This is a genomic window from Micromonospora craniellae (genome assembly GCF_014764405.1).
Taxonomy (GTDB): Bacteria; Actinomycetota; Actinomycetes; order Mycobacteriales; family Micromonosporaceae; genus Micromonospora; species Micromonospora craniellae.
Genome location: NZ_CP061725.1, coordinates 5,604,827 through 5,617,995, shown reverse-complemented (window position 1 = coordinate 5,617,995; position 13,169 = coordinate 5,604,827). Strand labels below are relative to the sequence as shown.

14 protein-coding genes and 1 pseudogene are annotated in these 13,169 nt (G+C 70.5%); 8 read left to right on the top strand and 7 right to left on the bottom strand.

Going from position 1 to position 13,169, the window contains the following annotated elements:
• Nucleotides 1-53: 53 nt before the first annotated feature.
• The gene (locus tag ID554_RS25550) at nucleotides 54-1,439 is read right to left on the bottom strand and encodes an FGGY family carbohydrate kinase (RefSeq protein ID WP_117230887.1); all 1,386 of its coding nucleotides are present in this window, start codon (nucleotides 1,437-1,439) and stop codon (nucleotides 54-56) included.
• Nucleotides 1,440-1,464: 25 nt separating this feature from the next.
• Here ID554_RS25550 and ID554_RS25545 point away from each other — a divergent pair.
• A pseudogene (locus tag ID554_RS25545) lies at nucleotides 1,465-2,760 on the top strand (anthranilate synthase family protein); the annotation flags it as partial.
• 82 nt (nucleotides 2,761-2,842) lie between these two features.
• Here ID554_RS25545 and wrbA read toward each other — a convergent pair.
• The gene (gene wrbA, locus ID554_RS25540; protein WP_117230886.1) at nucleotides 2,843-3,460 is read right to left on the bottom strand and encodes an NAD(P)H:quinone oxidoreductase; all 618 of its coding nucleotides are present in this window, start codon (nucleotides 3,458-3,460) and stop codon (nucleotides 2,843-2,845) included.
• 181 nt (nucleotides 3,461-3,641) lie between these two features.
• Between wrbA and ID554_RS25535 the strand changes: the two genes are divergently transcribed.
• Nucleotides 3,642-4,316 (top strand): ABC transporter ATP-binding protein, encoded by a 675-nt coding sequence (locus ID554_RS25535; RefSeq protein ID WP_117230885.1) that lies wholly within the window; start codon nucleotides 3,642-3,644, stop codon nucleotides 4,314-4,316.
• Nucleotides 4,317-4,626: 310 nt separating this feature from the next.
• The gene (locus ID554_RS33230) at nucleotides 4,627-4,842 is read left to right on the top strand and encodes a hypothetical protein (protein ID WP_396888416.1); all 216 of its coding nucleotides are present in this window, start codon (nucleotides 4,627-4,629) and stop codon (nucleotides 4,840-4,842) included.
• 241 nt (nucleotides 4,843-5,083) lie between these two features.
• On the opposite strand, the gene ID554_RS31990 is transcribed toward ID554_RS33230, so the two are convergent.
• The gene (locus ID554_RS31990) at nucleotides 5,084-5,527 is read right to left on the bottom strand and encodes a hypothetical protein (protein WP_223884240.1); all 444 of its coding nucleotides are present in this window, start codon (nucleotides 5,525-5,527) and stop codon (nucleotides 5,084-5,086) included.
• Between the two features lie 17 nt (nucleotides 5,528-5,544).
• Here ID554_RS31990 and ID554_RS32545 point away from each other — a divergent pair, with 17 nt between their 5' ends.
• From ID554_RS32545 to ID554_RS25515, 3 genes are all read left to right on the top strand, one after another.
• The gene (locus ID554_RS32545) at nucleotides 5,545-5,760 is read left to right on the top strand and encodes a sensor histidine kinase (protein ID WP_233527488.1); all 216 of its coding nucleotides are present in this window, start codon (nucleotides 5,545-5,547) and stop codon (nucleotides 5,758-5,760) included.
• Nucleotides 5,757-6,134, top strand: coding sequence for a response regulator transcription factor (locus tag ID554_RS25520; protein ID WP_117230884.1), 378 nt, complete (start codon nucleotides 5,757-5,759; stop codon nucleotides 6,132-6,134). Before ID554_RS32545 ends, ID554_RS25520 begins: the two co-directional genes overlap by 4 nt.
• Before the next feature lie 84 nt (nucleotides 6,135-6,218).
• Complete coding sequence (locus ID554_RS25515; RefSeq protein WP_396888569.1) at nucleotides 6,219-6,806, top strand: HAD family hydrolase; 588 nt, start codon at nucleotides 6,219-6,221, stop codon at nucleotides 6,804-6,806.
• A 404-nt stretch (nucleotides 6,807-7,210) separates the two neighbouring features.
• On the opposite strand, the gene ID554_RS31975 is transcribed toward ID554_RS25515, so the two are convergent.
• Nucleotides 7,211-8,662 carry an MFS transporter gene (locus ID554_RS31975; RefSeq protein WP_223884239.1) on the bottom strand — a complete coding sequence of 484 codons (1,452 nt, stop codon included), beginning with the start codon at nucleotides 8,660-8,662 and terminating at the stop codon, nucleotides 7,211-7,213.
• Here ID554_RS31975 and ID554_RS25505 point away from each other — a divergent pair.
• The gene (locus ID554_RS25505) at nucleotides 8,619-9,452 is read left to right on the top strand and encodes an ArsR/SmtB family transcription factor (protein WP_223884238.1); all 834 of its coding nucleotides are present in this window, start codon (nucleotides 8,619-8,621) and stop codon (nucleotides 9,450-9,452) included. The genes ID554_RS31975 and ID554_RS25505 overlap by 44 nt on opposite strands.
• Before the next feature lie 45 nt (nucleotides 9,453-9,497).
• Entirely contained in the window at nucleotides 9,498-9,905 is a 408-nt protein-coding gene (locus ID554_RS25500; protein WP_117230882.1) for a nitroreductase family deazaflavin-dependent oxidoreductase, read from the top strand.
• A 125-nt stretch (nucleotides 9,906-10,030) separates the two neighbouring features.
• On the opposite strand, the gene ID554_RS25495 is transcribed toward ID554_RS25500, so the two are convergent.
• The 3 genes from ID554_RS25495 to ID554_RS25485 form a co-directional block, all read right to left on the bottom strand.
• Nucleotides 10,031-10,726, bottom strand: a complete 696-nt coding sequence (locus ID554_RS25495) for a reverse transcriptase domain-containing protein (RefSeq protein ID WP_223884707.1) — start codon at nucleotides 10,724-10,726, stop codon at nucleotides 10,031-10,033.
• A gap of 212 nt (nucleotides 10,727-10,938) precedes the next feature.
• Nucleotides 10,939-12,144, bottom strand: coding sequence for an IS4 family transposase (locus tag ID554_RS25490; protein ID WP_191088630.1), 1,206 nt, complete (start codon nucleotides 12,142-12,144; stop codon nucleotides 10,939-10,941).
• A 184-nt stretch (nucleotides 12,145-12,328) separates the two neighbouring features.
• The gene (locus ID554_RS25485; RefSeq protein WP_191088878.1) at nucleotides 12,329-13,153 is read right to left on the bottom strand and encodes a transposase family protein; all 825 of its coding nucleotides are present in this window, start codon (nucleotides 13,151-13,153) and stop codon (nucleotides 12,329-12,331) included.
• Nucleotides 13,154-13,169 lie beyond the last annotated feature (16 nt).

Sequence of the window (13,169 nt, the reverse complement as noted above, 5' to 3'; positions counted from 1 at the left end):
TGTCAACGCCCTGCCCTTACGACCGGTTCAGGACGAGACCGCCGGTCGCCACCCTATGCCTGGGTCGCCGGAGCTTGATCATCCGTCCGGCTGATGTCGGCCACCACCACGGCATCGGTGATCCGGCCGGTCGCCACGAGCGCCGCGCCGGTGGCCCCGATCTCCGGGTGACGTCCGAAGTCGACCCGCCGGGGTGTGAGCACCTGGGCGAACGCGCGACGCCACCAGGCCGAGGCAGCCATCGCCCCGCCGCCGAGGACTACGTCCACCGGTCGCCCGGCCATCGACTCCAGCAGCACCAGGTCGTCCACGACCTGCTCACACACCCCGTGCATCAGCCCGGCCAGGATCTGCACGGCGGTCGTGTCAAAGCCCAGCCCACGCAGCTCACCGGAGCCGGCCCCCCGGTCGCCCGGGGGGCGGTCACCGCCGAAGCCGACGTGCACCGGGACGCCGTCGCCGGGCGGCAGCAGCGCCAGGGCCTGCTCCAGCGCCGGACCGGTGGGCAGCCGCAGCACCCGGTCGGCCCAGGCGAACAGATTTCCGCCCGAGGAGTACGCCGCCCCGGTGACCACGTGGTCGTGGTCGACGCGGTAGCGCCACAACCGCTGCGGCAGCGGCGTCTGGGCGGCGTGCGCCGGCATCCGCTGCAACAGCCGTACCGCCGAGGAGGTGCCGACGGTCACCGCCGCCCGACTGTCGTCGACGCATCCGGAGCCGACGTTGGAGGCGGCGCCATCACCCACCGGGGCCGCCCAGGACACCTGTGCCAGGGCGGGCCAGCGACGGGCGTACTCGGGACGCAGCCGTCCCCGCCAGTCCCGGGTGGCCAGGTCGGGCAGGTCCCCGCCCCGGGTCTCGGCCAACGCGCACGCCTCGGGATCCCAGTCCAGCGTCCGCAGGTCCAGCAGGCCGGTGCCGGACGCCTGGGACATCGACATCGGCGCGTCGGTGAGCAGCCGTCCCAGCGCGTACTCGACCAGGCCGGTGAAGCGGCCCACCCGGGTACCGGCGTGTGCCCGCAGCCACGGCAGGCGCACCGACCAGTAGCAGCGGTGCCACCAGGTGCCGGTGCGCTGGTGGTAGTCGACCTGGTCGGCCGGTCCGCCCGAGGCCGACGACGGCTCGGGGCGGGTGTCCAGCCAGGTGAGCACCGGACCGAGCGGTTCGTCGTCGACTCCCAGTGGCAGCACCGAGTGCCACTGGGCGCTGACCGCGATCAGGTCCACCTCGCGCAGGTGACCGCCTTCGTGCAGCTCGTCGAGGCACTCGATCAGGCAGGCCAGGTACTGACCCGGGTCCAGGGTCCCGGCGCCGTCGCCGTCGGCGGTCAGCACGGTCTTGCGCCGCGCCAACGCGCCCGGCAGGGGCCGGACGTCACCGTCCAGCAGGAGCCCCCGCACCGAGGAGGTGCCCAGGTCCAGCGCGAGAATGTTCATCGCGGTCAACGTACCCGTTGCCGTCGGCGCCGCGCGTCACCGCCCACGCCAGTCCGCCGAACGGGCCGCCCTGCTGCGCTTCCTCGCCGACACCAAGGAGACCGAGGAGCTGTACATGGTCCTCGACGAGGAGCTGAAGATGATGGCCACGGTGGCCGATCGGGGCGGTCAGGTGGTCGGGCCGTACCTGAAGGAGATGTCGCACCTGGCGCACACCGAGTACCTGCTGGCCGGGCACGGCAGCCGGGACGTACGCGAGGTGCTGCGGGAGACGATGTTCGCGCCGACGGTGACCGGCAGTCCGATGGAGAACGCCTGTCGGGTGATCGCCCGGCACGAGCGCACCGGCCGCCGCTACTACGCCGGGGTGCTGGCGCTGCTCGGTCACGACGACAACGGCCGGCAGACCCTCGACGCGCCGATCCTCATCCGTACCGCCGAGATCTCCCCCACCGGTGAGCTGCGGGTGCCGGTCGGGGCGACGCTGGTCCGGCACTCCACGCCCGCCGCCGAGGTCGCCGAGACCCACGCCAAGGCCGCCGGGGTGCTGGCCGCGCTCGGCCTGGGGCCGCAGGCACCGCAGGCCGGGCCGCAGCCGGCCCGGCGCCTCGCCGACGACCCCGAGGTGCAGGCCGCGCTGGCCGCCCGCAACGCCCCACTGGCCCGGTTCTGGCTGGACCAGCGGCCGGTGGGTGCCCTCGCCCTGCCCGCCCTGACCGGCCGGCGGGCTCTCGTCGTCGACGGCGAGGACACCTTCACCGGCATGCTGGCCCACCAGTTGGGGGCCCTCGGCCTGTCGGTGACCGTGCGGCCGTGGCACGCCGCCGGCCCGGTACGAGCGGACGACCTGGTCGTCGTCGGCCCCGGCCCCGGCGACCCGACGGGCGACACCGCGAAGATGACCCGGCTGCGCGACCTGCTCACCGAACTGCTCGACGCCGGGCACCCGACCCTGGCGGTCTGCCTCGGTCACCAGCTGCTCGCCGGCCTGCTCGGGCTGTCGTTACGCCGCCGCGACGCGCCCTACCAGGGGCTGCAACGCACCGTCACGCTGTACGGCACGCCCCGCCGGGTCGGTTTCTACGCCACCTTCACCGCGCACGCCGACACCGACCGCTTCGACAGCCGGTACGGCCCGGTGCAGGCGGCCCGCGACGAGACCGACGGGGCGGTGCACGCGCTGCGCGGCCGGGGCTTCGCCGGGGTGCAGTTCCATCCCGAGTCGGTGCTCAGCCCGGACGGGGTCGCGGTGCTGGCCGAGCTGCTGGCGGAACTGCTGCCGGCACCGGCCGGCGAGTTGTCCACCACCGGGCAGGCATAGCCGGCCCGATCCGGGGTAGCGCTGTGGACGGCCGGCGGTCCGGGCGGGTATGAGAGCCCCCGCCCGGACCGCCGGTCCTTGGTCAGCCGGTCAGGCCCTGCTTGAGTGCCGCGCCGATGCGTACCGCCCGCTTGGCCGTCAACGCCGTCGCCCCCAGGGCCACCTGGTCCGGGGCGGTCTCACCGTTGTTGCTGGTGTGCGAGGCGCCGTACGGGTTGCCGGCGACGAACTGGCTCGGCTCGGTGTAGCCGGGCGCGACCACGATCCCGCCCCAGTGGTAGAAGACGTGGAACAGCGACAGCAGCGTCGACTCCTGCCCACCGTGATGTGTGGCGGTCGAGGTGAACGCCGAGTACACCTTGTCGGCCAGCGCGCCCTGCGCCCACAGCGGCCCGGTGGTGTCGATGAACTGCTTGAGCTGCGCGGCGATCAGACCGTACCGGGTCGGGGAACCGAAGATCACCACATCGGCCCAGCTCAGGTCGTCCGGCTGCGCCTCGTCAACGTCCTGGGTCTCCAGCCGGTGCGCCTCCCAGCCCGAGTTCGAGCGGATCGCCTCGTCCGGGGCCAACTCGCGCACCTTGCGCAACCGGACCTCCGCACCGGCCTCCTCGGCGGCCTCCCGGGCCGACTGCGCCATCTGGTAGGTGATGCCGGTCGCGCTGTAGTAGATCACCGCCACCTTGACCTGTGCCGCCATCGCCTGCGTCCTTCCTGCCGTGATCGTCGGTAAGCTTCCGCGACTACCCGATACTTGCGTCGACAAACATCCGTCGGATTCAACCGGCCCGCCGCCGACGCCCTGTCCACCGGTCGACGGACACCACGATTCCGTCCACCGGTCGTCCCGCGACACCCCCGCGTCCACCGACGATCAGGACATGACCGACTTCCCCGTCATCCGCGTCCGCGGACTACGCAACACCTACGGCGACACCACCGCCGTGGCCGGCGTCGACCTGGACGTCGCCACCGGTGAGGTGGTGGCCCTGCTCGGACCCAACGGCGCCGGCAAGACCAGCACCATCGACATCCTCCAGGGTCACCGCGACCGCGACTCCGGTGAGGTGAGCGTGCTCGGCCGCGACCCGGCCCACGTCGACCTCGACTGGCGCGCCGAAATCGGCGTCGTCGCCCAGGACAGCGACGACCTGACCGAACTGACCGTCACCGAGGCGGTCCGCCACTTCGCCCGCTACTACCCCGGTCACCGGGACCCCGCCGAGGTCATCGAACTGGTCGGCCTCACCGACAAGACCACCGCCCGGGTCCGTACCCTCTCCGGCGGTCAACGCCGCCGCCAATTCTGGGCGCTGATCCGCCGGCTGGCCGACGAGGGCACCCCCATCCTGTTCAGCACCCACTACCTCGACGAGGCCGAGGCGCTGGCCGACCGTGTCGCGATCATCGTCGGCGGCCGGATCGTCGCCGACGGCACCCCGGCCACCCTCGTCGCCGCCCTCACCCGCCGCTACGGCGGCACCGTGCCCGGACTGACCGTCAGCCGACCGAGCCTCGAAGACGTCTATCTCGACCTGATCGGAGCAACCCCGTGACCGCCACCGCCGACCGGGCCGCCACCCGCCGCCCCTCCGCCCTGCGGCTCGGTCTGCACCGCGCCGGCATCGAACTGAGATGCTTCTTCCGGGAACGCGACGCCGTGGTGTTCACCTTCGCCATGCCCGCGGTGATCCTCGCCCTGCTCGGCTCGATCTTCGACGGCATCTACGAGGGCAGCGACGTGACGTCGGCCCATCGCCGCGAGCAGCCTGGCCCGCTCGGCACGCAGCGCCGGGGCCGTGATGAACCTGCCCTACCTGGTGCTGGCCTTCATCTCCGGCGTCTTCTACACCCCCCGTCGGGCAGTTGCCCGAACCGCTGGTCACGATCGGCTCACTGTTCCCGCTCAAGTGGATGGCCCAGGGCCTCCGCTCGGTGTTCCTGCCCGACAGCATCCTCCCCCAGGAGGTCGTACCCTCCTGGGAGCACGGGCGGGTCGCGCTCGTGCTCGCCGCCTGGTGCATCGGAGGAATGGTGCTGTGCCTGACCACCTTCCGTTGGCGGGGTCGACGCGCCCGATGAGCCCACCGACCGACACGTGGAGCGGACGTTTCTGGCTCTGAAACGCCTACTTCGCGCTGGCCGCCGTCGGCGTCGCCGTGGCCGTGGCCGCCGACGGCAGCCGTACGCCGGCCGCCCGCCTCGGCTGTCTCGTGCTGTTCCTCGCCCTGACCGGCTGATATCTCGGCTTCGGCCGCAGGTTGATGCGCGACTCGGTCGAGGACTGGCGCAGCTACCTCTACCTCGCCGGGGTGGCCCTGTTCTACGTGCCGGCGGTCCTGCTCAGCGGCACGGCCTCGTTCCTGCTGTTCGTGCTCAACCCGCAGGTGTTCATGGTGCTGCCGGCCGTCCCGGCGATCGGCGCGGTGCTGCTGCTCAACTCGGTGCACGTGGTCGTCCTGGCCGTCCGGCTCCCGGACCTGGGCGACGTGGTCGCGCCCCTGCTGATCGCCCTGATGACCGTGTTCGTGGTCAGCGTGCTGGGTGTCTGGTCGCAACGCACCGTCGCCGAGAGCGGCCGACGTGCCAGCGTGGTGATGCTGGTGCAGGCCGCCGAGCCGACCTGGACCGCGACCCGGCCCAGGCCAGCCGCCATCTGGACCTGGCCCGGCAGACCGCCCGGGAGAACCTGCTCGACGTACGCGCCCTGGTCGCCGCCCTCACCCCGACGCAGATCGACGACTCCCCGCTGGAGCAGGCGCTGCACACGCCGACGCCACCGCCGTGGCCGTCCTGCTGCACGGCGACGAGGACCGGGTCACGCTGGAGATCGGCGACGACGGCACCGCATTCGACCCCGCCGGCGCGTACCCGGCCGAGAACGGCGGCTACGGGTTGGCCGGGCTGCGCACCCGGGTCGAGCAGGTGAACGGCAGCGTCGCCGTACGCTCGGCCCCCGGCGAGGGGACCACGATCCGGGTGGAGGTGCCGTACCAATGATCACCGTGCTGCTGGTGGACGACCATCCGGTGGTCCGCGCCGGAGTCGCCGGCTACCTACTCAAGGACACCTCCCACGCCGACCTGATCAGCGCGGTACGAACCGCCGTACGCGGCGGCACGGTCCTCGCCCCCTCGGTGGCCACCCGGCTGCTGCACCAGGTACGCCGACCGATCGGACGCGACACCCTGTCACCCCGGGAGGTGGAGGTGCTCCGGCTGGTCGCCCGAGGGCTGTCCAACGCCGAGATCGGCCGGGAACTGCACATCGGCGAGGCGACCGTGAAGACCCACCTGCTGCGTACCTTCAACAAGCTCGACGTCTCCGACCGCACCGCCGCGGTCACCACCGCCATGGCCGCCGGCCTGCTCTGAACCCGCCGGCCGGCGTGGTGGCGCTGGTGCGGCTTCGACCTGGCCGACCGCGTCCCCGGCGACGCCGGATAGCCTGTGCCGGTGATGCTGCCCCTGCCCCTCGGTGAGTTCCAGGCGTACCTGTTCGACTGCGACGGCACCATCGTCGACTCGATGCCGCTGCACTACACCGCCTGGCGACAGGCGCTCGACGAGTGGAAGTGCGCCTTCCCCGAGGACCTGTTCTATGCCTGGGCCGGCCGGCCGACGCTCGACATCGTCGACGCCCTCAACCAGCAGCAGGGCCTGAACATGCCGGTCGACACCGTCGTCGCCCGACGCGAGGAGCACTACCAGCGGCTGCTGCCCACCGCCGCCGGAATCCCCGGGGTGCTGCACCACATCGAGGCCGCGCACGGACGCATCCCCTTCGCCGTGGTCTCGGGCAGCACCCGGGAGGCCGTCACCGCCTCCCTCGACGCGCTCGGCATCCTCGACCGGTTCGACGTGCTGGTCTGCGCCGGCGACTACACCCGCCCCAAGCCCGACCCGGAGCCGTTCCTGCGCGCCGCCGAACTGCTCGGCGTATCGCCGCACGCCTGCCTGGTCTTCGAGGACGCCGACCTGGGCATCGAGGCCGCCGTCGCGGCCGGCATGGCTGCGGTACGCGTACCGCAGCCCCGCCAGGGCTGACCGACACCACCGAAAACCGCCCGGCTGTCGGTGCCCGGGCCTATGCTGCGCTCGACCGACGACGGAAGGCGACGCAGTGGCACCCACCGGCACAACGCTGACCGGCTCGACGGCTCTGACCGGCGCCGAAGCGCTCGCACTGCGGATGAGCAGTCTCCTGCTGGCCCCCGCCCCCGCCACCGCTGCGCAGACGGTGGGCGAGGTCGTCGAATGGTTCGGTGCCATGCAGGCCCAGGACCTCAACAGCGGACTCTGGTCACCTGGCTCGCCACTTCCGCGCGGCAACCGGCACCACCCCGTTGCAGTGGCTGCTGACCACGTTCCGGGCCTGACCCCGGCGACGCACCGGACCCGGCACTACCGGAATACGGGGAACCTCAGGCAGGCGAATTGCCGTGGGAGTGTCAAGCGCGGGCGATGTCCCGACAGGCGGTGGCGATCAGCAGGCCCAAGCCGACCGCCAGGAGCGGCAGCCCGAGCCCGAAGGGAAGTTCCGCGATCGAGTTTAGGTCGTCGCGTCGCCCGATGTTGCCGAAGCTCGCCGCCACCACGGCCAGGATCATGACGAGCGCACCGATGCCCGCGGCCAACGCGGTCATCGCCGCCTCGACCGCGGTCCGGGCCCAGAAGCTCACCACGACGGCGACCAGCAGGAAGGCGAACGTCCAGAGCGTCCAACCTCCGCCGGTGCTGAGGCTGGCGTACTCCCAGCCGGAGTACGACCACCGGCTCCGGGACGACTGCCGGAACCACGGGAGCAGGTAACCGAAGAGGGTAAGCATCGTCGCGAGGAGCATCACACCGTCGAGACCGGCGAGCCTGCCACGCCCCTCGGCACCCTTGTCCTGAGTCACCCTTGGCATGCTAACGACACCGCTCCAATCGGCCACGGGCGACCGGGTGCCATCGATCCGATGACGCAGCCCACGTCCGCGAAGTGGACCGCGTACACGGCACCCGGTGGGGCTGTCTCCTGCCCGATAGGGTGTCGCGTGCCGGTGACCTCGATCGCGTCTGCCTCGATGCCCAGATCGAGCAACGCACGCTGGGTGGACGCCGGAGCGAAGTCCCCCGCTGCGCGGAGGGCCTCGAGCTTGGGTCGGATCCGTGCGGCGAGCTTCTGCCCGGTGCGCTGGTCCGCAGCCGACAGTGCGCACCGTTGCTTTCAGCCGTTCCCGCCGGCATGCGTCGTCCCCAGGATACCGGTGACGCAGCCTGGGCACGAGATCTGCGGTCACCAGCAGGGACGGCAGGGCCATCAGCACCATCGCGGTGGCCACCGGCACCCACTGCGCGAGCGCACCCGCGACCGACGCCGCGACCGCCTGCATGCTCAGCATGCCGGCCGAGTGCAGCCCGAGCGCCTGGCCCCGAAGGTCGTCCGGGGTCAACGCGATCAGACGCTCCTGCAAGAGGAGGTCGGCACTGGACCCGAACGACGCGGCGGCGACGGCCACGGCCGCCACGGGAAGCGGGAGATGGACGGCGAAGAGCAGGTACGGCACGGCCAGCAGCATCATCATCGGAATGATCACCCGAGCCCGCCAACGGGGTGGCAGGAACATCCCGATGATCACGTCTCCGGCAAGCATCCCGAGGGCGCCGAAGACGAAGAGCACCCCGGCCGGATCCGGCGCGTACGGAATGAACAGTGCCTGGCAGCCGACCACGAGGCCGTTGGGCACCCACATGGCGAGGTAGGCGTACCGGCGGGCGGGAACCGACCAGAGCTCGACGTTGATCCGCCAGGTCTGCCCCGCCGACGCCCGGCCGGTTGCCCGCGGTGGCCGTGAGGTGAGACCGAGTCGTGCGGTGATCGCGGCGACCAGGTACAGCGCGGCGCCGAGCAGCAGCACCGGGCAGCGCCATGGCCACGCTGCCCAGCCCGAAGAACAGGCCCATGACGGTCATCGCGGCCCGAGGCGGTACCCGGTCCGCGAGGCTGAGCAGGGCATCGGTACGGGTACGCCGCTGCCCCCGGAACTGCAACGGACGGACCTGCCGTCCCGGACAGCCGATCCACTCGACTGGATCTGGACCCACACGGTGGAATCCGCCTGGCCGCGCCGTCGGCGCGTTCTGGAGGCCGACATCGTCGCTCGGACCGACCAACTCAGCTCCGGCGGATGGGCCTGCGCGCTCGACCGGATGCGACCGGGGATGCGCTGGCTCGGCGACGGCCGGCTACAGGTCAACACCTACGACCTGCCTGCGAAGGACCTGGCGGACGCCCCGCTGCTGCTCATCTCGAGCAGCACCCGTCGGGGGTGGCTCAGCTCGGCCAGGCCGCATCGCTACGCAGTCGTGTATCCCTGCTCCGCGATGCTGGCCGACCCGTCCCGCAACCCACCACCAGAGGCGCTGAGCCGCCTGCTCGGCCCGGTTCGCGCAAGAATCCTCACCCTGCTGGACGCTCCGAAGATCCCGACCCAGTTGGTCGCCCTGACCGGGTACGGCTTCGGGTCCGTCGGTGGTCACCTCAATGTCCTGCTCCAGGCGCAGCTCGTCGGGCGACGGCGGTCGGGCCGGTCCGTGCTGCATCTCCGCGCACCCGGAGGTGACCTGTTGGTCGAGCTAACGACCGGCTGCGGACGACGGGCCGCCGCCGCTCACCCGCGTCGCCGTGTCATCGATCGCCAGGACTGACAGAATCGTGTTCACGGAGCCGATGTACGCGGGCGAGGAGAATCCATGAGCGACTGGAACGAGAAGATCATCGCTGAGTTTCGCGCCAACGGTGGGCAGGTGGGTGGCCAGTTCACGGGTGCGCCGCTGCTGCTGTTGCACACCGTCGGTGCCAAGAGCGGCCAGACGCGCGTGAGCCCGATGATGTACCAGGAGGTGGACGGCGGCTACGCCGTGTTCGCGTCCAAGGGCGGGGCGCCCACCAATCCCGACTGGTACCACAACCTGCTCGCGCAGCCGCAGGTCGAGGCGGAGATCGGCTCGGACACGGTCGGGTTGGTCGCCCGGGTCGCCGTCGGGGACGAACGGGAGCGGATCTGGAGCGCGCAGAAGGCCGCCTACCCGGGCTTCGCCGACTACGAGCGGAAGACCAGCCGCCAGATCCCCGTCGTCGTACTGGAACCTGCGCCGTAGGCGGAGGCGGTGCCGCCCGTTGACCTCAACCTGAATTGCCGGGTAGACGGCGGGAGTTTCACCCGCCGTCCCCCACAGATCCGGACGTGAACCTCTCGACTCATCCGGCTCGTGCCGTTCGGTTGTCAGGTCGTGTACCGCATCGCCCAGTGCGCGAACAGGTCGGGCGACCGTTGCCGGACGTCTCGTAGCCATACTCGAGCTCTGTCGTCGCTGCGTTTGAGTCGCTTGTACTTCCACTTCGCCCAGCGCATCAGATGACGATCGATGCGCTTGCCGATCGGGTAGACCGCGCTCGGGTAAAACACGGTGAAGTAGTTCAACCAGCCCCGAAGGACAGGGTTGACCTCTACGGCGAGGTCTGCCAGGTTGCCGGTCGTGCGTCGATGTAGCCGCCAGGACGCGACCTTGCGGCTCATATCGGTCAGCTTCCCCGGGGCAACCGCGGGTAGGAACCCGGTCCGGGCCCTTCCGCGGATCTTGTCCCATGCCTTCCGGGGACGAAACGCGTACCCGCAGAACGTGAACGTCACCAGCTCGTAGTCGAGACGGCGCCGGTCGTCTTTGCAGTACACGATGCGCGTCTTGTCGGGGTGCAACTGCAACCCGATGTCCGCGAACCGACGATCGATCGCCTGACGCACCTGTTGCGCCTGACGTTCGGTCACGCAGTGGACCACCACATCGTCTGCGAACCGCTCGAACCCGACCCCGGGAAACTCACGGCCCATCCAGGTGTCGAAGCCGTAGTGCAGAAAAATGTTGGCGATCAACGGGGAGATCGGACCACCCTGCGGTGTCCCCTTGTTCCGATGGGTCAGGGTCCCAATGCCATTAAGTTAAGGCGTCTGGGCAGGCCAGCCTGGGTATGGCGGGCCCGTCGTGGCGGGTGGTCCGGTCGGTGGGTCGTTTGACGCGGTAGGAGTTGTGGCGGGCGCGTTTGATGACGCGGGGGCAGCTGCGGTCGCGTCGGGGCGGGTTCGGCTGGTGGCGGATCTCGGTGAGGGCATCGTCGAGGGCGGTGGAAAGGTGCTCAGGGGGTAATGGCCGCCTGGTCGGTGACCTGGCGGCGTACGACGCGTAGGCCTTTGACGAACGACATGCGGTCGGGGTCGTAGCCGGCCGGGTCGGCGGCTTCCAGCAGCAGTGCGCGGATGGCGTAGTGGGCCAGCAGTAGTCCCCACATCTGCTGTTCGACCAGGTCAGGGACCTTCGATCGGAGGACTTCGCCGCGGCCGCGCAGGTCCGTCTTGATCTCGTTCAGAGTGGACTCTTCTTCCCAGCGCTGCTGGTAGGCACCCGCCAGTTCCATCGCGGGGACCTCGTGGTGGTCGGTGAGGGTGGTGACCACCACGATGAGTTCGCCGTCGGGGTTGCGGTCCGGGACGGTGTACTCGACCACCCTGACGAGGCGGGCGAGATCGGCCGGGATCTCCTGGCCGGTCCGGGCCTGCTCGACCAGCCTGGCCCGGCGTTGCGCGGACAACCCCGCCTTGAAGATCAGTGCCTGGTAGGAGCCGTCCGCGAGCCACCGCAGATGCCCGATGGACACGCTCGCGCCGACTCGCCAGGCAAGGTCCGCGCCGGTGGCGGCGAAGGAGTTGAACAGGTCGAAGGAGTACAGGCCCGCGTCGGCCAGGACCAGCATGCCCGGCCCGACCCGCCCGGCCAGATCCTTGATCAGGGTACGTTCCCCGGTGCGGCACGACCCGAGTACCGCCCCGACGATCGCGTGGCTGCCGCACTCGGCCAACGCCGCGATGTGCAGCTTCGGGTACGCCGACGCCTTCGGCCCCGACCCCATCCGGTCGAAGCGTTCCACGTTGGCCGGGGTGTCGGCCACGTCGAGGGTGGTCGCGTCGATCGCCATCAGCCGGCGCCGGGCCAGCCAGGCGCCCTTGGTGCCCGGTCCAGCCAAGGGCACGCACGCCCTGTCGAACAACATCTTCACCGGCTCGGCGCCCAGCCGCTGACGTGCCTGGGTGATCGCCGACGCCGTCGGGACCTGCCAGTCATCGTCCCAGGAACCAAGTCTGCGCAGGTTACCCACCAGCCGGCGCATCACCTCGTCAGAAGACTCGGCGCAGAACAACCCCATCGCGATCACGTAACGGATCATCACGTGCGCCGGCAGCCGCCGGACCCGCTTCTCACGCCGCCCGCTGCGGTTGAGTACCTCTTCCAGCAGATCCCGGTTGAACCGGGCCGACACCACCCCGAGCCCGATGTGATCGGTCAACCGGCCCTACGGCCGCAGCGACTCCACCCCAGACGACGTCACGCCACGGCACGGTACCGGCCCGCCGACCCCTAGTCAGCTCACCGCGCTGACCAGCACTGATGCCTTAACTGAACGGCATTGGGTCAGGGTCCCGTCGGGCATCAGCATCGGCGCTCTCAACCAGCGCTCCACAGAAGTTATCTCAACAAGATTCGGATAGGTATTTGTATTCGAAGTGGGTCAGGTGTAATGCGGCGGCGACGATGTCGCCGATTCGGCGTGGGCTGATGTTCGTGTGGCGGAGCGTCTTCCAGCGTCCGATCAGGATGGCGAAGCCGCGTTCGCCTTGCCATCGCAGGCCGCGGAGCAGCTGGTTGTAGGCGCGGTTGTCGGGCGCGAGGCGGCTGCCGTCGGTGGGCTGCTTGATCGGGGTCTTGATGCCGTGGCCTGTGCTTTCGTAGCCGGAGTCGGCCAGGGCGGGCAGGTCGAGTTCGGCGGCGGACCAGTTCAGGGCGGCGGTGACGCCGAGTTCGCGGGCGCAGCTGGTGTCATGCAGATGCCCGGGCATCGCCGCCGATGTCCAGATCGGTAGCCCGTCCGGGCGCATGACGGCTTGGATGTTCGCGCCGAAGTCGCGGTGCTTTCCCGAATACCAGGCGTCGATGGTCTCGCCCTTGACGGACAGGGTGGTCTCGGTGAGCCGGTCGCAGTCGAACAGTTTGCCGTCGAGGATCACGTGGGACCAGCCGTCGGCGGCGGCCCGACGCAGAGCGGTGTGCAGGTCGGTCGCCTGGGCGGCGAGTACGGCTACGCCCTCGTCGCGGTAGCGGTAGGCGGTGGCCCGGGAGATCCCGAATCCGGCGGCCAGCAGGGTCAGGTCCTCGGCTTTGCGGAACCAGATGAGCACGAGAAGTGCCTGGTGGAAGCAGGTCAGGGCGCGGGTGTCACGCCGGGTTCCGCGGGCTCGGCGTTCGGCGGCCAGCAGCCGGCCGAGGTACTGCACGAGTTCCCTGGGGACATCGATCATGGCACGATAGGCGATC

Bases quoted from the DNA above. Each gene is read 5' to 3' on its own strand.
- ID554_RS25550 (WP_117230887.1), bottom strand. From the start codon at position 1,439: ATGAACATTCTCGCGCTGGACCTGGGCACCTCCTCGGTGCGGGGGCTC.
- wrbA (WP_117230886.1), bottom strand. From the start codon at position 3,460: ATGGCGGCACAGGTCAAGGTGGCGGTGATCTACTACAGCGCGACCGGC.
- ID554_RS25535 (WP_117230885.1), top strand. From the start codon at position 3,642: ATGACCGACTTCCCCGTCATCCGCGTCCGCGGACTACGCAACACCTAC.
- ID554_RS25520 (WP_117230884.1), top strand. From the start codon at position 5,757: ATGATCACCGTGCTGCTGGTGGACGACCATCCGGTGGTCCGCGCCGGA.
- ID554_RS25515 (WP_396888569.1), top strand. From the start codon at position 6,219: ATGCTGCCCCTGCCCCTCGGTGAGTTCCAGGCGTACCTGTTCGACTGC.
- ID554_RS25500 (WP_117230882.1), top strand. From the start codon at position 9,498: ATGAGCGACTGGAACGAGAAGATCATCGCTGAGTTTCGCGCCAACGGT.
- ID554_RS25485 (WP_191088878.1), bottom strand. From the start codon at position 13,153: ATGATCGATGTCCCCAGGGAACTCGTGCAGTACCTCGGCCGGCTGCTG.